This is a genomic window from Sulfurimonas sp. HSL3-7 (genome assembly GCF_039645985.1).
Classification (GTDB): domain Bacteria; phylum Campylobacterota; class Campylobacteria; order Campylobacterales; family Sulfurimonadaceae; genus Sulfonitrofixus; species Sulfonitrofixus jiaomeiensis.
This window is the reverse complement of the sequence record NZ_CP147919.1, coordinates 1,302,809-1,320,995: the sequence shown is the minus strand read 5'-3', so window position 1 is coordinate 1,320,995 and position 18,187 is coordinate 1,302,809. Positions and strand designations below refer to the sequence as shown.

Genomic DNA, 18,187 nt, shown 5'->3' with positions numbered 1-18,187 from the left:
CCGGAAGGTTCAAATGCAAAGGAGCTAGCTTTCAACCCGGTTGCGCCCCTTGCTCTTTGCACGGTAAAGTGCCTTGTCGACACGTTCCGTCAGGCTCTCCATCGTATCGCCTTCACGGTACTCGGCTATGCCGAAACTGGCGGTCTGGGTACCTATTCTCTCGAATTCCCGGCTCTCGATCTCGGTGCGCAGTTTTTCAGCGGTCTGCACACCCTCGTCGATGCCGGCAAAGGGGGTTATGACCAAAAATTCTTCGCCGCCCCAGCGTCCCGCAGTATCGACCTTACGGGTATTTTCTTTCAGTATCTGTGCGATCTCTTTGAGCACGGTGTCGCCCATCTGGTGACCGTGGCTGTCGTTGACACTTTTAAAGTGGTCGATATCGAGAAGAATGACGCAAAAAGGGGTCTTGTAGCGCACCGACCGCAAGATCTCTTTTGAGAGCTCCTCGTCAAGCTTGACGCGGTTGTAGAGCCTGGTCAGATAGTCCGAGATAGCCAGTTCCTCCACCCGTTTTTTATCGGTGACATCCTCGCCGATCAGACGGTAACCGATCGGTTTGCCGTCGCTATCATCGAAGACCGGCTCGACCGTAGCGTGCATCCAGTACATCCCGCCCTCTTTGTTCCTGTTTCGGAGCTCTCCGCTCCATACCTCTTTATTGCCGACGGTCGACCACATCTCGTTAAAGGTCGCCTTGTCCATACCGCAGTGGTCGATGAGATGCTTCCGCCCGATCAGCTCCTTATTGCTGTAGCCTGAGAGCTCGGTAAAAGCCCTGCTCACATAGCTTATATTGCCGTCAAGATCAAAGGTGCAGACAATGGCATACCGATCAAGCATGGCGTGCTCCTCCTCAAGCTTTCGGCTCTGCCGCTGCAGGGCGCGGCCCGCCTCTTCGCGGCTCAGGTCAAAATAGGCGATGAACGAGACAAGGAAGAGAAATGCAAAAACCACATTGATGATCGATGTCACGTCAAATACCGCGGGTTTCCACTCCCCGTAGCCTTGCAGCATAAATGCCAGAAAATATGCCAGAAAAAGCATGTTCACCACGACCCCCATCTTATACCCCAGCAAAAAGATAGCGATCGGAGAGAAAACGATCAGCCAGTAGAGGGCGTATTCGCGGTTTTCGACGATCACCATTAGAGCGGCGAGCACAAGAAAGGCCAGCAGCAGAACACCGTAGGCCGTGACTTTGATATTGGACGTTTTATGAAAATAGCAGAGCAGTCCCATCAGCAGGATAAAAGCGGCCAGTTCAACGGCCGCAAGTACCTGATAGTCAATAACAATAGCATTGTAGATGCTGAAAAACAGAAGCGTCAAGCTGATTAAAAGTATGGAGACATTGATGATATAGACGCGACGGTACTCCGCGTCGTTGGAGGTGAACCTGAAGCCGTTGGTGACAAACCGTTTCCACATAAATACTGCTCATATTAATTGATATTTACTGCTCGTGTATATTTTCGATCCCATTATAGCAGATAGATCGACGTGAATGCAGACGATGGCGGTGATAGGGAATATTTCGGTTTCCAATGCGTTGTCGCGGGACAGTAGGGTCGCGTCTCCAGCCGACTTTTCAGCCATCCCGCCGATGTTACAGTGAGTCTTGCGCAAACAGCAAGAAGGCAATACGGTACTAGTCTGCATAAGGGCGACTGCGCTTGGCTATAATAAGGTTTTAAATCAATATTCCAAAGGTTTATCATGATGCGACGCGTCTGCGCACTCCTCTTCTCTCTTCTACTCGGCGGCTGCGCTCTCTACGGCGCCGAAGGAAGCCACCGCTACCTTGTGACCCAGCAGTTCGTGATCGACGGGCCCGGACTCAAGCTCTGGGTGCCGCTGCCGCTCGAGAGCGGTTACCAGAAGGCCTCGGACCTTGCCGTCGAGGGAAACTTCGAACGCAAAGCGGTCAACGCCGACAGCACGTACGGCGCGCAGATGCTCCACCTCGCCTTTGCGCCGCAACAGAAGCACAACACGGCGACGGTCCGCTTTACCGTCGAGGTGCATGACCGCAAGGCCGACTTCAACCGCAGCGGTGTGAAGGCGAGCACCGAAGAGCTGGCCCCCTACCGTGCCGGAAGCGAGCATATCCGCATCGACGGCGTGGTCAAAGCGTACGCCGAGAGGATCACCACCGGGGAAACAGACGACCTGCAGAAGGCGCGCCGCATCTACGACTGGACGGTGCAGAACATGTTCCGCGACCCCAAAACGCGGGGCTGCGGGCTGGGTGACGCCTACCAGAGCCTCGAATCGGGCTACCTCGGGGGCAAATGCGCCGACGTGAGCGCCGTCTTCGTCGCCCTGCTGCGCGCCGCGGGCATCCCGGCGCGGGAGGTCTTCGGCATCCGTGTTGCCAAGTCGAAGTACTCCAAAGCCTACGGCGTCAAGAGCGCCGACATCACCACCGCCCAGCACTGCCGCGCGGAGTTCTACATCGAGGGGACCGGATGGATTCCCGCCGACCCGGCGGACGTGACCAAGCTGATCCTCGTCGAGGGGCTCGATCGTGACAGCGAACGGGTCAAGGCGGAGGCCGAGCGGCAGTTCGGCAACTGGGAGATGAACTGGTTCGCCTACAACAGCGCGCGCGACTTCGTACTCACCCCCGCACCGGTGCAGTTCCCGCTGAGCATCTTCTCCTATCCCTATGCCGAACGGGGCGATGAGCCGCTGGACTACTACAGCCCGAAAAACTTTACCTACACTATCACGGTAAAGGAGCTTCCGTGAGAGTCGAATTTCTGGGACTTGGGGCGCTTGCGTCGGCTCTTCTGGCTCTGTCGTGCTGCGGCAGCGCCCTGCTCTTTCTGCTCTTCGGGGTCTCGATGGCCTCTTTCGGCTTCCTCGACCTGCTTGCGCCCTACCAGGTCTGGTTCCAGGGCCTCAGCGTCACCCTGCTGCTGCTCGCCTGGGTCCGCCTCTACCGCCGCCGCGCCTGCGTGCTGAACAACAGACGCACCATCTGGCTGCTCTCGGCCATCTCCGCCGCGCTCATCGCCCTGCTGGCCGTCCCCTACATCGAGTTCGCCGCATGAGACCCCTGCTGCTGCTCGGACTGCCGCTGTGGCTCTGGGGCGAGACCCTGAGCCTCTACGAGGTGCCGAAGATGCACTGCCCGCTCTGCACCGTCGCCGTCAAGAAGAGCCTCAAAGCGCTCGACGGCGTCCACAGGGCCGAAGTGCGCCTCAACACCAAAGAGGCCAGGGTGTGGCACGACGACGCCCTGAGCAATGCGGCCCTCTCCGAGGCGATTTCAAAAACGGGCTACGAGGGTATTCTCGTCTCCCGGGAACCGATCGAAGCACCTTAAGGCCCTCTACTCTCTCTCCTGCATACTTACACTGCGCTAACACTTAACTGTCATACTACCGCATCCAAAAAGAAAAGGAAACAACATGAAAAAGTTTATTACAACACTACTGATGGCAGCGGCTCTGGCATCAAGCGCGTTCGCGCACCACATGGCAGCATATGATGATGCGGGTATCTACATCGATGAAGATTCCCCGCATTTGGACATGGTCTTCTACTAGGCCTTTTTCCAGATCCGATTTGCCGGAGGCAGGATGCTTTCATTCGAAAGCATCTTTCGCCTTTGACACCCCCTTCTTCCATGCAGATCATCTAAAACCACCCCTTCCGATACAAACCATTGCCAATCATAAAATAATTATCTTTTATAATTAACCGAAATACTTAATCGCTATAGAACACTTGCTATGCTAATTTGTAGGTAGGATTACGTGGAAAGTGTTACTTTCTTTTGTGTTTAGTTACTCAAGGGCACTTCTAAAAACCCTAGTTAGTCTCAGAGAGAAGAAAGAGAAAAAATCACACTCCGTTTCGCCTCTTTTTTCCCTGGCATCAGCTAGGGTTTTCAGAGGTGCCCTAATACGAGAGGTGTACAATGCGAATGAACAAAAACGATATCCCCGTCAAGATCGACATACCGGGTGCAAAAGCCAGGCAGCAGGTCGACTTCGGCGACGCTACGGGGTACGGGAAGATCAGCGGGGAGTACTTCTCCCTGGGTGCAGGGGCGGACATTGAACCGCTGTTGAAAGGGCTGGAAGGCGACCTCTGCCAATGCCCGCACTGGGGCCACATACTCGAAGGCCAACTGACGGTGACCTACGCCGACGACTCCAAAGAGATCGTCAAGACAGGCGACATGTTCTACTGGCCGCCGGGGCACACTGTCCGCGCCGACAACGACACCGAACTGGTGCTCTTCAGCCCGCAGCACGAACACAGTATGGTTATGGACCATATGCTTAAGAAGCTTAACGGCTAAAACACTTCTGCCTGCAGCACTTTCGTGCGCAGGCCTCTTGTCAAAAACATTCTTCCTTTCTACGCAAGCACGATGACCAGAAGCATTAACAGACCCAGGCCGGTGGCCAGGAGACTCGGATTGCGGAACTTCGGCACCGTGTAGGCCATGTAAAGCCCCGACGCAAAAACCAGGAACAGCCCCGCTACCGCCAGTATAGAGACGATCTTGAATGTCATGCCGGCTTCGGCACGGTGTATGCGCATGACCTGTGTAAGAACACTCCGTTCCCGGTAGGTCAGCTCTACCGAACGGTTATCTTTGTTGGCAACCAGCGTCACGGCGTAGTGCAGATCGTCCCAACGGAACTTATAGCCGCCTTTTGACTTTTTAAGATACGGATCGCCCTCGGGGACAGGAAGCACTCTCTCAACAAGTGCCTTTTCCGCAACCCCCGAAAGCAGCGCAAGATCCGGTGCAAACGGTTTTTCCAGCGCAACGGTAAAGGTCTGCTTCGCGACATGCCCTTTGACGCCCAGAGTATAGAGCGCCCCGCTGACGATATAGAGCAGTACGGCAGGCAGTACAAAACTTGACAACAGCATATGCAGCTGTACGATCTTTAAACGGCTTATCATGGCTATGGACCTTTGTGAACAACAGCAGCAACATCACCGCCCTCGTCTCTCTGTATTTCCGGTATTGTGACCTATATAACAATAAAACAACCTGTCTGCACGTCATCTGAACAATCATCCATACTTATACTGCGCTAACACTACTCTGTCACAATACCGCATCTCAAAAAAAAAGGATACAACATGAAAAAGTTGATTACAGCACTACTGATCGCCGGAGCTATGGCGGTAAGCGCATCTGCACACCACATGGCGGCTTACGAGGACGCGGGTATCTACATCCCTGAATTCTCACCGCATTTAGATATGGTTTTCTAGGCCATTTTCTAAATTGACTACTCCTTAAATATGGTGCCCTCGCAAGAGAGCACCGGCTCCCCCTGAAACAAAAAAATTATCCTCCAATACAGACCTTCAAACCCATCGTCTCCGCAACAATTCGATTTCGATTTCATCTGAGTACACTTGCTTTCAGTTTCTCCAACACTTTTACCATCGCCAGTGTGTCAAGCTTACAGTACGCCAGCAGAGCATGACGGGTCTTCTCTTTCTCTTCCGGCTCCATGCCTGAAAGCTTGGCAAAGGCGTTCATCGCTTCGCTGCCGTTCTGCACGCCGTCGAGCTCTTTATAGGCGCGTGCCATCTCCGGCACCAGTGCGGGCAGGACGTACTTGATGGAGTAGCTCCCCTGCATCTGCGGCGTGACGTAGTACTGCTTTTGGAAAGGGAGCATCAGGTCGCGCATGTTTTCGTTGATGCGGCGCAGATGGTCTGCCAGTTCTTCATAGTCGGCCGCCAGCTTTTCGATGACCCCCTTCTCGAAGCTCATGTTGTAGGCCAGCACCGTCACATTGTCCGGGATGTCTTCGATCAGCCTCTCTGCGAGCCCGTGCCGCGGGTCACTCCCCTCTTCTGCCAAATACTCTCTGTGCTCCAAAGTGCCGTCTGCGCGTTCTATATGCAGCGAATACTGGAACGGTATCTGCTGATAGGGGCTGACCCCTCTCCACTCGGGGACCGCCTGCTGAAAGCTCTCGAAGTCGAGATGGTAGAGAGGGTACCTCAACGTCTCCAAAAAGGCGTTGATCTTCTCTTTGTCGATCCGGCTCGCCCGGCTTTTCCAGTTCGCCACTTTTTGTCTCTGCGCCGCCGTCATCGGGTAGTCGTCGGGGATATCTTCGATCCTCACGATCCCCTGCCCGTACAGCTCGACCTGCTTCCTGCTGCCGAGGTTGAAGATGTTGAAAACGGAGTAGTCGGGGATCTCCCTCTGCACCTTCCAGCAGTAGTGCAACGCATCGCAGTCGTAGGGGTTTTTGCACTGCTTTCCGATCTCGATGCCGGGCTCGTTCTCGCGGTCGCCCAGACAGGCTTCGAACTCGGCCAGCTTCACCGGCACACCCTCCATCAAGGCATCGACCTCATCGCTGACATCGACGATCGTGAAAAGGCCGTTCAGGTCAAGCTCCTCACCCCGAACGTAGGAGCTGTCGATGTGCACCACATGGCAGTTTTTGACGCTGTACCCCAGACGTTCGAGGACGTAGCGCTGTATGGAGACGTCATGCAGATAGATCTCTTTGACATCGGTGGAGCTTTTGACCTCATAGATCTCCACCCCTTCGGGGGTATTGCACAAAATGTCGGCCATGATGACGATCCCCTCATAGATGAAGGTCGCCTCGTAGATGTACTCCAGCCCCTCGTCAAGCCACCGCTTCGTCGTCCCGGCCATCTTCTTGAAACCGGAAGCATCGTAGGCAACCTCCCGCCCGCCGGGGAAGAGATTGCACGCAAGATCACCGACGATGTTCCCCGTCTCGAACCGCGCCAGCGCCGCCGCATCGGGAGGGGTTAAAATGTCAGGCTTGTACTTTTTCAGCCAGAGTGATTTGGGGCACTGGATGCCGCGGGTGTAGAGGGATTTGGAAAGGGACATCATGTGTTACAGCCTAATATAATAAAATTTAAGATCAATAACCCGGCCCCTTTCTCTTTGTTAAATTACACTAAAATCCAATCTGGTTTGGCGGATAAAGCAAGCACAATACTAGCTCATTGACATATGAGTATATATTGCCCTAAAAGTTTCGTCAATAGCTTTTTTGTGAGCCTCGATTTCTTCATCGCTGGCTTTAGCAACCGCTTCTAATGCCGCCTTAGCCTCTTCGATCTTCAACTCTACGGTTTTGATTTGTTTGTCGAATTCGTTCTTAGCGTCCGCACCGGATGCAGACGCCATCTCTTTCAGCTCCTGCAGTTGTTCTACATACTCATCTAAGATAGCCTGCTTTTCTTGTCGATAGAGTTCCCTGTCGTTCATAACAGTTCCTTTTTTGATTATGTGCGTGCAGTTTAAATTGCACGCCGTCGCTGAATGGTTCTAACGGCTATGTCGACAGGAAAGTGCCGGACACAACCCGGAACCGGGCCTGTCGATTCTTACCAGCCCCTAATCCTCGATGCCCGGCAGATCCGCTACTCCGGGCTCGAGCTGGACCTGCAGGCAGACATTGTTAAGTGCGAAAAGAACGTACTGGGAAACCAGGGAGATTATATCGACGAAGTCCTTTTTACCGAGAATCTCCTTGGTCTGGTTCCATAATTTCGGCGGGAGAGACCGCTCGTTCATAAAGGCGTCAGTCAGTTCAAGAAAGGCGCGCTCCCGCGTGGCAGAGAACGCTGCATAGGAACCGTGTCGAATAGCGTCGAGTTCTGTATCGCTGACGCTAAACTCCCTCCCGACCTTGACGTGGTGTTTCCAGACATACTCGCTGCGATAGAGAACAGCCATGCGCAGGATGACCAGCTCCTGCTCGCGAACCGACAGCCCCATCTTTGCTTTTGACGTCACCCAGTAGTCGAGAAACGGCTCCAATGTGTCCGGGTTATGCATCAGAATGCCGAGGACATTGTACGGGAAGCCCTCTCCCTGGAGGCCCTTCCCGGGAAGCCGCGCCATAATCTTCAAACTTTGGGGGCTCAAATCCTTGGTGGACAAGGGGGCAATGCGAGACTCTGATTCATTTGGGAAAATCATCTTGGACTCCTTGCATGTTCTTTTTCAAGTTTTAAAACAACTCACTGCAAACAAATATACATCAAAATTCAATAGAGGTCAATATAGTAAAATATTTAATGCATAATGTACATCATTGACAAGTGGAAGAAGATGAGACAACACAAAGCCGCCTGCAAATATGACGCATCTCCTGATCGCCCATTTTACGGACAGATGGATATATATTTGGAGACATTGTAGTGAATAATGGTGATGTGCCAAGTCGATGTTCCCGCCGCCGCTCAGTTCGCCCAGCGTCTTGAAGATGGCGATGCGCAGCACGAGGTTGGCGAATGCAGAGGTAAAATGATAGTACTACACTATCACCGGATCTTAAAATTTGACTCTCCCTTTTTTATTCGAAAGTGGAGATTCAACCCCAGAGGTGTAACACCATATTGGTGTACAGAGCCTTGTTAGGTTTCTTTGATTTTCTGTTGAAGTTCATAGCTGTTATCCAAAACTGCTTTAACCTCTGAGTGGGTAAAGCCAAGAAGCTGAAGTAAATGGAGTTGGAAAATTGCTTCCATTCTTTGGCAGAGAAACCATAAGTCTCTACCACTTGTAGCTGTTTCCTCTAAAGACTGATCGTAATGAGTAAGGTAATTCCTTGTATCCACGATGGCTCTAATTAGCTTTCTACGTTCTTTACTTGTTCCAAGAAATTCTTTAAATGGCTCTATTATACTTTTGATTCTTCGGCTAAGATTTACTTCATTGCCATATCGCAATCTTCCAGATAACCAGTCTTGATGCTCTTCCGGGCAATGTTCAATTAGAGTTTCTTTTAGGTCTTCAAAAATTACTTCGTCCATTAATTTCTCATCTGAGATTCTGCGATGATAAGTTTCTAGACCTTGAGCTAGAGATAAGAATTCCCCTTCTAAATATTTATGAGCTCCGGTCTTTGTGGAGAAATACAAATTTAAAGCCGGATCAATTTCTTCATAGGCATCAAGCCAATTATTTACTATACGCTCAGCATCGTCGCAAATTTGCCCAAATCTGAATAGCATTTTGTGCCACATAATTTTCGACTCGATTTTCGTGTATGGCCGGCTTGCATAATACAGAAGTATAGAAACTGGTACCCTTTTCCCTTCTCCAATATCTTTTTGAATTGAATTGGAAGTTGCTGATACATGATCAATACACACTGTCTCATCTATAGCAAAGCCAAGCAAGTTAGTAATCTTATAACTTACTGATATAAAATCATTTAAAGGACGTTCATCTTCTGAACGAAGTTCAAAATATATTTTTTGAGTAATCTTTGCTTCTTTTGTACTTGGAACACCTGGGAGGGTCCATGAAAACGTAATAATAAATTTCATTCCGCAGTTTAAGTTGATCGTAATATCTTCGGGTGGTATATATGTTATTTCTGCTGTTCGCTTTTCATATTGTCGATCAACTTTTATTCCACTCAATCCAACCCACTCGTCGATACCTTCAACTGAGAATTTGAATTTGTTGAATTGTACTAGTTCGTTTTCATCATATGCAACACCAATGAAAGCTTTGTTAGCAACAATAGTAGATTTAGAAATTCCTCCAAAAGAAATATTCTTATTCGTATAGAAGCAATCATCTAGCGTAACTAGTCCATGTTCTTCAATATGTCCAATAATTCTTTCTAGCGTGTCGTTGCCATTGAAAGCTTGATGGATTCTTCCTATACTATCGTCTGTGTCTTCAAACAGGCCAACAACTTCAAGTTTAATGTTTCCGCCATCTGTCACAATGAGTGTACCAGGTATCTGTTTCTCTGGATTATTAGGAAGCCAGAAGTAACCTGATTTTCTAAATTCTTTTTTTATTCTCATTGAACTTTCCTAAAATCTAACGTTTAAAATGAGCAATCAAAAAGCCGCCCGCGGGTTTTTGATTGGTCTCCTTTGGGTTGTTATACACTTTTAGCATTAATTGCCATTGTCTCTTTTTTCTATTCCCTCTTTTTTAGCTTCGGGAAGTGTTTCATATAGGGCTGCAATTTCTTTTGGTTGCGTGATCATTGTATGTGCTATGATATTGATTAAATCAAATAATTTATTTGCTATTTCTTGGTCATCTTTTAAGTCAATTTGTCCGGGATGAACAGCATCGTTTCCAACTACTCGTACTATATCAAGGGCTTTTTGTATGGTCACGGGTAAACCTTTTTTTACCAAGCTCGCAATATCATTATTGATATTCTTACCTTCTTCTCCAAGTTGCTTACAGAGTTTTTGAATAGCTAGTCTTAAAAGAGCCACGGCTCCTCTAGGTGATTTATTGACAATACTAGATGCTTCTAAATAGTCGTCAATGATTTCTTGTTCTAAATCAGTATTGGGTGGTTGTATTCCTGTAGTTTCAGGATAAATCATTTTTTCATTTAACCAAAGAGAGTATTTTTTACAGTGAGAACAATATACGATATTTAAACCATTAACATAAGTGTTAGTGCTATCCCATATATCTCGCCAAATTTGATGTGAATAAGCATGACAATGAGGACAATTAAAACTTTTTGCGTTAAAAGATGGAGGTACTATTTTATGCATTTTACGACCTTTTTATTTTTGTATAACGTTTAAAATGAGCAATCAAAAAGCCGCTCGCGGGTTTTTGATTGGTCTCCTTTGATTTGTTATATCACCCATGTGCTACTTTCTCTTTCGCAATTTGATAAATCTTATTGACTTCTTTTTGAATATTTTCAAAAAAGAATTTTTGATTTAAAAGGACTAAACACTTTTCTTCTATATCAAGTAGTTTGAAATATTTCCCTACTTGTTCTTCTTCAATAGTTTTATGACTTTGAATAATTGGCATAGGATAAAAAACACCAGCCAACGTATTTAAAAGTGCAACATCTATTTTTTCATCAAAATGTTCAAATGTATTACGAATTGATCTATTTTTTAAAGCTGAATCGTCATCCAAATCAAATTCATTTTTTAAATTCTCACTTCTTTGTTTGATGTAATCTTTGATTTCTTTTGGCTGTCTCGAACTTCCATTGTTCCAAAAATAAAATGCCAATGCTCCTGCATGTCCTATGGCTTCTTGAACAGCACCAACTAATTGAATTGAATCTACATTATCATGGGCTAAGAGGTACTCATAAAATTCAAAAGCACGGACAGAACATTCAGCTGTATAGAGGATCGAATAGTAATAGAATATTTTATGAGCAGGTTGTATGCCCATCTTCATTCTTGTCATATGTTTTGCATATTCAATGGTTCTTGAATTAACTTGCGTGTCCAAAAGATATCCTTTTTTTAGATATAACGTTTAAAATGAGCAATCAAAAAGCCGCCCGCGGGTTTTTGATTGGTCTCCTCTGATTTGTTAGGCACGAGAACGCTCCTCTTTTTCGACTTGAAAAACAACAAAAGTACAAATCCAAACCATAATAAGATACAACGATATAACTAAATCAAATGTATACAAAGATTGGATGGTTAAAAAAAGAATAGTGTTAGTGATTACATTCACTAACGTAAACCATTCCATTTTTCTTTTAAGTGTTGAAGGGCCCCAATCATTTGCTAGTTTTGCCCCAAGAAAGGCAGGTAATATCGGCAATGCAATTACGTAAGCGATGTTGATACCTTCAGAGTGATAATATTGATTTTCGATGTAATTTGCGTATCCATTCAGCCATAAAAAGACTACTGCCATACAAGCAGAAGCGATTATAGAAAGTATAAACCATGTTGAAATTTTTATAGCAATCATTTTTAGCCTAACGTTTAAAATGAGCAATCAAAAAGCCGCCCGCGGGTTTTTGATTGGTCTCCAATGATTTGTTATACACTATCATTATCTCTTTCCTGAGAGATAATTCTTTCAGTTATGTTTTTAGAAATATTTTTCATACGCCGGTTAAAATTTTCGTTGAACTCATCCTCGTAATAAAAACTCGGCTTAACAAACCCGTGTTTTTCAAACTCAGGCATTTCAAATAGAAATTTAAGATAGGTTTCTATTACCTCGATTTTTTTCCCTCTTGTTATATCTTTTTTGAATCTTGATACAAATTTTCTAATTTCATCTTCATTATCCGCATCAATTTCATTGTGAAATACAAAAAACATTTTTGCAAATTTGACTTGGTCGTAACCTATTCGATCAATCCAGTATTTAAGCTCGTTCTTTTTCTTTTGCAACTCATCCATAGTTATTGTCCCTAAATGTCCCTCGAGGTTATTTTATCATTCTCTTAACCTAAACGGTTGTTTAGGAAAAATCTTTTTAAAGGAGCCAAAATGGCTAAAAAACCAATGACAAAATCTGATGCAGCTCGAATCCAATCTGCTGAAGATAGAAAATTTGGAGGCGGTGCACCGAAAGGACACTTCAAAAGTAGAGCACAAAGTGCAGCTGACAAAAACTCGTCCAAAGGAGGTAACTAAAATGGCAAAATCAGGCGGGTGTACATCACCAAATGGACCAAGTACAACAGGCAACCCATCAGGCGGAGGTAGAGGCAATTGCCCTCCACGGAGATAATCAGAGCATGAAGACGGTCTTATTGATCGTCTTACATGCATTTGTCAGCCTTCTTCTCAAAAATATCCAAAAACCCATCCTGGTCGAGTTGGAAACTTTCATATTCATACTCTAACTCTGTTTTGTCCAAAGCACAAATACATATATCTTTTTTGTTTCTTAGATGAGAACGCCTTAAAGGTTCTTCATATGCTGAAATGCAATTTTCTATAATTTCGTATTCTAATTTAATTGGATATCTGTCAATTTCTAAATTGTATTTTTCTACCAAATCATCTATGTGATGACCTGCTACAGTACCTAACATGAATATTCCCAAGACGGATGATATTTTTGTCTTTCTATCCATTAGCAGCTACCTTCGAGGTTTCAGCTTTAAAGGCATATGAATAAAGTCCATACATCATTGGTAAAAAAACTATAGTTGCGACCAAAGTGAAGTAATTTCTTTCTAGCAAGATATTCACTGTTTCTCCAAGGGTTTCGATGAGAATGAGTAAGAATATAAATTTCCAAATATCTTGTGAAAGAAACTTTTTTCTGAAAACGTAGCCATAAAAGCCAACTAAGCCAAACAAAGAAATCAAGAATACAAGTGCATCATATCCGTTAGAAAAAATATTTATCTTTGTCTCAAATAAAGTTGCATCATTGAAAATCAAGAAAGGAACAAAAATTATAACGAGCATGTACAAGCCTGCAATCAACCAAAAATAGATTTTCCATAGTGTGTTCAAATTACAAATCCTTCTTTGTATAACTATTTATTAGTGCACATTTTATAGTGGTTACCTTAAATCGGCTCAATAGTTTGACACATATTTTGTATTACTATTTAACAAAATATATCTAATTGAAAGAAAAATGTCCTTTTTTGCAATATGCATAAAAAACTGGCTTGATAAAGATGTTCATTTTAGAACGGAATCGACAATATCCGAACACTTTGTATGACTATTTGGAAGATTCAGGCAATAGTATGCAAAGTGTGCTTCTATTTTTACTGCGCCGTCCACTCTTTTTCGACAAGCAGCCTGTCACCGGCGTAGACCCGCCCGACAAACCAGAGTGCCGTTGATGTGGAGGGTCATGCGGAGGCTTTCGAGGGGCGCATCGAGGAGGACAAAGTCGCTGAGCACCGCCGAGCGGTCGAACCCTTTGGCCCGCTCCCACGGCAGCCCCTTCGCCTTGAGATGGTTCTGTATGTTTGCCTTGGTGAGGTCGAGGCCGAACCCCACCCCATAGAGCCGCCCCGCCTTGACGAGAAAGCAGATCTCCCCCTCGAAACGGCAATCTGCGCTGATGTAGTGCAGCGTATCGCTGACGGCCGAGTTGGGCTTGTTAAAGACCACCATCGACGAGGGGACCTCGTTGCCCAGCTCCTCGATGTGCTCGACATAGTTGCGGCCTATGCAGACCACCTTCGAAGGGGTCATCACGGCATCTCCGCATTTTACTGTTTTCATCTCTCTCCTTTTTGTACCGTCATTTCGCTACAGCTCCACAACCCGCTCGAACATCTCCTTGATCTCGCTCTCGTGCGAGATCAGGAAGATCTGCCGGTACTGTTCTTTGATGGTGTGGAAGGCTTCCATGATCTCGAGGCGGCGCTCTTCGTCCTGCGAGCCGAAGACCTCATCGAAGGCAAGAAAACCCACGCCGCCGCTGCCGCTAAGCTCACTGAGCGTCTTGGAGATGGCAATGCGAAGGACAAGGTTGGCGAGGTCAACTTCGCCGCCGCTGAAACGTTCGATAGGATAGCGTTCACCCTCATCATAGATGAAGAAGTCGAACTCGTTGCTCACCTCGATGTGCTGGTACCTGCCTTTGGTTATGGTCGCGTACATCTCACTGGCGAGCTGGCTGATGCGCGGTGAGATCTTGGCATTGATCTTGTTTTTGAACTCACCCATAAAAAGCTTCAGTTTCTCGTAGTCGTTCTTGTCGTCCAGTTTGGCCTGCAGCTGTGTTCGCTGCCTAGTGTCAGTGTCGATCCTGCTTTGCAGTGTCTTGATGTCGCCCTTGATATTCTCGACGATCTTCTCACCCTCTCTGAGGCTTTTGTTTATCGCCTCTCGGATGAGCTGCTCCTCTTCCGAGCGTTTGGCTTTCGTCATATGCAGTTTTTCATCATACACATGGCTTTTAATAACAGCCTCTTTCTCTTTTATCTGCACATCGTTCTCTTTTATAAGCGCTTCTGTCTTCCTCACCTCATCTTGAAGTGTCGGAATCTCTTTAATGACACTCTCCGTACCTATAAGCTCTCTATACTTGGCTTCAAGACCTTGTTGAGACAGTTCCGCCTCTTTGTGTGCCTTCTCGTCGTAGAAAGCTGCTTTGAGCGCCTCCAAGGCTTCGTTGTTTGCCTTGCCTTTCTCCGTGACACCCTTGAAGGCTTCGTTCTTCTTCAAAAGGCTCTGTTCATCTGAAAGAAGTATCTTGAGTGCGGTTGCTGTCTCATTGGCTGACTTCTCTATGACTGACTTCTCGTCCGAGAGCTTCTGCTTCGTTGCGAGCACTGTTTTCAGTTCGTCCTTATGCCTGTTTATCTGTATGGCGTAACTGCCGTTTATCTCAGATCGCAGCGCGTTGATGACATTGTCGTACTCATCTAAAAGCGGACGGGTACAGGTAGGACAGACGGAACCTCTACCCATACGCTGTATGTTGGCGACTTTTTTCTCTATCTCGGCAACAGCACCTTGAAGTTTCGAGATCTCTGAGCGCAGTGTCTGCTCTTGCAGTTGAATCTGTTCAAGCTCTTCCTGCAACGCTCCGTGTTGAACTTTCAACCCCTGCTCTTTTAGCAGAAGCTCGGGCTTTGTCTGCAGTTTTGCTTCTAACTCTTTGATCTCACTTTGAAACTGCTTGTACTGCTCTCTTAGAACGACCTGCTCTTTTTCAAGTCCCTCTCTGACAAGGATCTTCTCTTTTTGCGCCTGGAACGTCTTGATCTTCTCTTCCAACGCTTTATACTCCGCGATGAGCGGTTTCTCTTTCTCATACTGCGCCGAGAGAGAGTTCAGTCTTTGAAGTTTTGCCGTTGCGACACTCAGGTTCTGCGTCTGATGCGTTTTGTTTTGTGTCAACAGCGTCAGCTCACTCTGCAGACCTCTGTATTCATCTTTCTGCTTTTGCAGTTGTTCCAGCTCTTTAGTCAGTAACGCCAACTCTTTTTGTTTTGCTTCATACTGTTTGGCAATTAAGGCAACCTCTCTGCTCTGCTCTTCCAGACTCCTGGTCAAACCTTCTTGCTGATCCAGTATCTCTTTTTTGGCAGATTCGGTAAGCAGTATCTCACTGAAACTCTTTATGTCTCTGTTGAGATCGGTCAGCATGGAACGGATCTCTATCTCTATCTTGTCGATCTTCTCCAGGCCCAGGAGCTTACGGATGATCTTCTTGCGATCCTCGTTTTTAAGACCGCTCAGCGCCGTCAGCTCTTTCTGCGAGGCAAAGACGGTATGCATAAACGCATCCCTGCTCATACCGACGATCTGCGAGACACGCTTCGTGACCTCTTTGACACCCTCGCTCAACAGGGCATCGTCATCATCGTAGAGGTAGGCCTTGGCAACCTGCGACTTGCCTCTGAGCTCTCTGACGACTTTATAACGCCTAGCGTCTATCTCAAACTCCAGCGCGACACTGACGTTCTCTTTCTCATCCGCTTTGGCGCACTTGAGGTTCTCTTTCTGCCCTCTGACTTCGCCGTAGAGCGCAAAGATGATCGCATCGAAGATGGTGGACTTGCCGCTTCCGTTGCGCCCGATGATACCCGTCAGACCCTCCTCGAACTCAAGCGTGAAACGCTGATATTTTTTATAGTTTTCAAGCGTAATGCTAGAGAGCGTCATCATCACTCTCCTCGTAACGTGCAAAAAGTGCTTTGGCCTTGCCCGCCAATCTCTCCTGCTCCTCTCTGCTCTCGACACTCTCGACAATGTGCGAGACAAAACAGGACTCCAGAGAGACGGACTCGATATCATCAGGGCTTGCACTGCCCTCCGCCGCTTTAAACTCCCGTTTCACCTTGACATGAAGCGCCGTGCCAAAGATCGCAGCGATCTCTTTGTTGGTAATGTCTATAGAGGTGGCAGTGGTAAGGTTTGTCAGCACCACCTCGACCAGGGCATCTTCTATCCCGCTCAGGTCCAGGCCTGCTACCGCCTCTTCGTAATGTTCGGTGTCGATCGTAAAACTGCGCGTCCTGCGCAGGTTGATGGTGTTGAGTTCAACAGAGGGTCCGTTCTCGAAATCGAGCAGTACATACCCCTTCTCTTCCCGCTTGTCACTGCTGCTTGTCCGCTCTGTCGAACCGCTGTAAAAGACATTTTTATGTTTGCCGACGGCGCCGAAACCGTGCCAGTGCCCCAGTGCGACATAATCCATCTTTTCGAAAAGATACTCTTTCTCTTTGGGAAAGACCCACTCGCCGAACTCATGCATAAGGTAGTGCGCGCCGACCGAACAGTGCATCATCAGGATGTTCTTCCTGCCCGCATCGATGCTGGCCTCGACCTGTTCCAGCTCGTCCGGGATTATCCGCTCGTCATTGACATGCGGCAGTGCATGAAAGATGACATCGTCGAATTCCACCTTCTCGTAGTGCTGTTCAAAAACGGGATGGATGTTGTCAAGCGTTCGCAGCGCCTGCAGGATCGGTGAAGAGGTGGAGGTGCGCGGTGTAGAGTGGTTTCCGGCAATGATGATAAAAGGAATTTTGGCCTCTTCAAGGCGTTTGAGCTGCGTCAGGGCAAAGGTGATCGCTCTGTTTGAAGGGCTGGCTCTGTGAAACAGGTCACCCGTATGCATCACATAGTCGGGTCGGGTCTCTACAATGGCATCAATGACATCACTGAAGGCCTTGTAAAAGTCCGCTTCACGTTGGTTGATACCGGCTTCATTCACGACATCCAGGTCGCTGAAGCCGAGGTGGGTGTCGGAAAAATGGATTATTTTCAAATGGCTGTCTTCTTTTGTAATGGTTGATTCTACTTTAAAATACTAAAAATCGGCCTGTTTTCTTCCCGAACCGTGCCATTGCGTTGCAGGTGCTACAGCGACACCCGCCTGCACTATGGAAGATATTATATAACACGGGGAAAGCAGAGAGGGTTCGGGTCATTGCGCAGCGGAATTGTCTGCTGCGGCAAGCTGCCTCAGCTCCTCACGGCGGGGTCCGTTGGCGAGTTTGGAGAGGACGGCGATCGAAATCATGATCAGAGGGATCATCACTTTCCCGCTTGTCAGAAAAAGCACGATCCCGCCGATCGTGATCGCCTCGATGAGAGCCCATACGACAAAAAGGGAGGAGAGGTAGTTGGCGATGAACGGCGGCTGGTCTAAAGGCTCTTTTGCTGTTTCGCGCCGTTTGAATATCGCATCGGAGTTGAGCATTTTTTTGCGCGTCACCGCTGCGGCGGCCAGCAGACCCACGATGTAGAAGATCAGGGCGAATTCGATCATCGTCACCGTCTGGACATCCGTGATCGTGGGCGGGATGGGGGCGTACTGATGGATATAGACGACCACCACCCCGTAGACCACACTTCCCATGACCATCGCCAGATGTATGATGCGATACGCCTTCAGTTTGCTTTGAATCAATGCCGCTGTCTCTGTCATCTGTCACCTTTGATTTTCATTTCAGGGAGTTTACAGCATCTAAACTTAACAATAAAC

The 18,187-nt window shown here is 47.5% G+C and carries 23 protein-coding genes; 7 read left to right on the top strand and 16 right to left on the bottom strand.

Annotation, left to right across the window (positions count from 1 at the left end; all coding sequences use genetic code 11):
• Positions 1-24: 24 nt before the first annotated feature.
• Complete coding sequence (locus tag WCY20_RS06640) at positions 25-1,431, bottom strand: sensor domain-containing diguanylate cyclase (protein ID WP_345978010.1); 1,407 nt, start codon at positions 1,429-1,431, stop codon at positions 25-27.
• Between the two features lie 288 nt (positions 1,432-1,719).
• Between WCY20_RS06640 and WCY20_RS06635 the strand changes: the two genes are divergently transcribed.
• The 5 genes from WCY20_RS06635 to WCY20_RS06615 all read left to right on the top strand — a co-directional run bounded on the left by WCY20_RS06635 (position 1,720) and on the right by WCY20_RS06615 (position 4,318).
• Complete coding sequence (locus tag WCY20_RS06635; RefSeq protein WP_345978008.1) at positions 1,720-2,754, top strand: transglutaminase-like domain-containing protein; 1,035 nt, start codon at positions 1,720-1,722, stop codon at positions 2,752-2,754.
• Complete coding sequence (locus WCY20_RS06630) at positions 2,751-3,059, top strand: hypothetical protein (RefSeq protein ID WP_345978006.1); 309 nt, start codon at positions 2,751-2,753, stop codon at positions 3,057-3,059. The genes WCY20_RS06635 and WCY20_RS06630 overlap by 4 nt, the downstream gene beginning before the upstream one ends.
• Positions 3,056-3,334 carry a heavy metal-associated domain-containing protein gene (locus WCY20_RS06625; RefSeq protein ID WP_345978005.1) on the top strand — a complete coding sequence of 93 codons (279 nt, stop codon included), beginning with the start codon at positions 3,056-3,058 and terminating at the stop codon, positions 3,332-3,334. The genes WCY20_RS06630 and WCY20_RS06625 overlap by 4 nt, the downstream gene beginning before the upstream one ends.
• 85 nt (positions 3,335-3,419) lie before the next feature.
• Positions 3,420-3,557, top strand: coding sequence for a hypothetical protein (locus WCY20_RS06620; RefSeq protein WP_345978003.1), 138 nt, complete (start codon positions 3,420-3,422; stop codon positions 3,555-3,557).
• A 374-nt stretch (positions 3,558-3,931) separates the two neighbouring features.
• A complete protein-coding gene (locus WCY20_RS06615; protein ID WP_345978001.1) occupies positions 3,932-4,318 on the top strand; it encodes a cupin domain-containing protein in 387 nt (128 codons plus the stop codon).
• 59 nt (positions 4,319-4,377) lie between these two features.
• On the opposite strand, the gene WCY20_RS06610 is transcribed toward WCY20_RS06615, so the two are convergent.
• Positions 4,378-4,935, bottom strand: coding sequence for a hypothetical protein (locus WCY20_RS06610; protein ID WP_345978000.1), 558 nt, complete (start codon positions 4,933-4,935; stop codon positions 4,378-4,380).
• 183 nt (positions 4,936-5,118) lie between these two features.
• Here WCY20_RS06610 and WCY20_RS06605 point away from each other — a divergent pair, with 183 nt between their 5' ends.
• Complete coding sequence (locus WCY20_RS06605; RefSeq protein WP_345977999.1) at positions 5,119-5,253, top strand: hypothetical protein; 135 nt, start codon at positions 5,119-5,121, stop codon at positions 5,251-5,253.
• 133 nt (positions 5,254-5,386) lie between these two features.
• Here the strand turns inward: WCY20_RS06605 and WCY20_RS06600 are convergent, their stop codons facing one another.
• The 8 genes from WCY20_RS06600 to WCY20_RS06565 all read right to left on the bottom strand — a co-directional run bounded on the left by WCY20_RS06600 (position 5,387) and on the right by WCY20_RS06565 (position 12,165).
• A complete protein-coding gene (locus WCY20_RS06600; protein WP_345978224.1) occupies positions 5,387-6,874 on the bottom strand; it encodes a DUF2779 domain-containing protein in 1,488 nt (495 codons plus the stop codon).
• A gap of 111 nt (positions 6,875-6,985) precedes the next feature.
• On the bottom strand, positions 6,986-7,258 hold the full coding sequence (locus WCY20_RS06595; protein ID WP_345977997.1) for a hypothetical protein: 273 nt from the start codon (positions 7,256-7,258) through the stop codon (positions 6,986-6,988).
• Between the two features lie 129 nt (positions 7,259-7,387).
• Positions 7,388-7,831, bottom strand: coding sequence for a carboxymuconolactone decarboxylase family protein (locus WCY20_RS06590; protein WP_345977995.1), 444 nt, complete (start codon positions 7,829-7,831; stop codon positions 7,388-7,390).
• A gap of 581 nt (positions 7,832-8,412) precedes the next feature.
• Positions 8,413-9,822, bottom strand: a complete 1,410-nt coding sequence (locus tag WCY20_RS06585; protein ID WP_345977993.1) for a HEPN domain-containing protein — start codon at positions 9,820-9,822, stop codon at positions 8,413-8,415.
• Between the two features lie 96 nt (positions 9,823-9,918).
• Positions 9,919-10,542: a DUF4145 domain-containing protein gene (locus tag WCY20_RS06580; RefSeq protein ID WP_345977991.1), complete on the bottom strand. Its 624-nt coding sequence runs from the start codon at positions 10,540-10,542 to the stop codon at positions 9,919-9,921.
• Positions 10,543-10,633: 91 nt separating this feature from the next.
• Complete coding sequence (locus WCY20_RS06575) at positions 10,634-11,251, bottom strand: hypothetical protein (RefSeq protein WP_345977990.1); 618 nt, start codon at positions 11,249-11,251, stop codon at positions 10,634-10,636.
• An 84-nt stretch (positions 11,252-11,335) separates the two neighbouring features.
• The gene (locus tag WCY20_RS06570; RefSeq protein WP_345977989.1) at positions 11,336-11,725 is read right to left on the bottom strand and encodes a hypothetical protein; all 390 of its coding nucleotides are present in this window, start codon (positions 11,723-11,725) and stop codon (positions 11,336-11,338) included.
• Positions 11,726-11,796: 71 nt separating this feature from the next.
• Positions 11,797-12,165 (bottom strand): hypothetical protein, encoded by a 369-nt coding sequence (locus WCY20_RS06565; protein WP_345977988.1) that lies wholly within the window; start codon positions 12,163-12,165, stop codon positions 11,797-11,799.
• 90 nt (positions 12,166-12,255) lie between these two features.
• On the opposite strand from WCY20_RS06565, the gene WCY20_RS06560 reads away from it, so the two are divergent.
• Complete coding sequence (locus tag WCY20_RS06560; RefSeq protein ID WP_345977986.1) at positions 12,256-12,402, top strand: hypothetical protein; 147 nt, start codon at positions 12,256-12,258, stop codon at positions 12,400-12,402.
• Between the two features lie 128 nt (positions 12,403-12,530).
• On the opposite strand, the gene WCY20_RS06555 is transcribed toward WCY20_RS06560, so the two are convergent.
• The 6 genes from WCY20_RS06555 to WCY20_RS06530 all read right to left on the bottom strand — a co-directional run bounded on the left by WCY20_RS06555 (position 12,531) and on the right by WCY20_RS06530 (position 18,130).
• Complete coding sequence (locus tag WCY20_RS06555) at positions 12,531-12,848, bottom strand: hypothetical protein (protein ID WP_345977985.1); 318 nt, start codon at positions 12,846-12,848, stop codon at positions 12,531-12,533.
• Complete coding sequence (locus tag WCY20_RS06550) at positions 12,841-13,236, bottom strand: hypothetical protein (RefSeq protein ID WP_345977983.1); 396 nt, start codon at positions 13,234-13,236, stop codon at positions 12,841-12,843. The genes WCY20_RS06555 and WCY20_RS06550 overlap by 8 nt, the downstream gene beginning before the upstream one ends.
• Positions 13,237-13,536: 300 nt before the next feature.
• Complete coding sequence (locus tag WCY20_RS06545) at positions 13,537-13,965, bottom strand: fumarylacetoacetate hydrolase family protein (protein ID WP_345977981.1); 429 nt, start codon at positions 13,963-13,965, stop codon at positions 13,537-13,539.
• Between the two features lie 27 nt (positions 13,966-13,992).
• The gene (locus WCY20_RS06540) at positions 13,993-16,362 is read right to left on the bottom strand and encodes an SMC family ATPase (protein ID WP_345977979.1); all 2,370 of its coding nucleotides are present in this window, start codon (positions 16,360-16,362) and stop codon (positions 13,993-13,995) included.
• Entirely contained in the window at positions 16,346-17,467 is a 1,122-nt protein-coding gene (locus WCY20_RS06535) for a DNA repair exonuclease (RefSeq protein ID WP_345977978.1), read from the bottom strand. The genes WCY20_RS06540 and WCY20_RS06535 overlap by 17 nt, the downstream gene beginning before the upstream one ends.
• Positions 17,468-17,626: 159 nt before the next feature.
• Positions 17,627-18,130: a hypothetical protein gene (locus WCY20_RS06530; RefSeq protein WP_345977976.1), complete on the bottom strand. Its 504-nt coding sequence runs from the start codon at positions 18,128-18,130 to the stop codon at positions 17,627-17,629.
• Between the last annotated feature and the right edge of the window lie 57 nt (positions 18,131-18,187).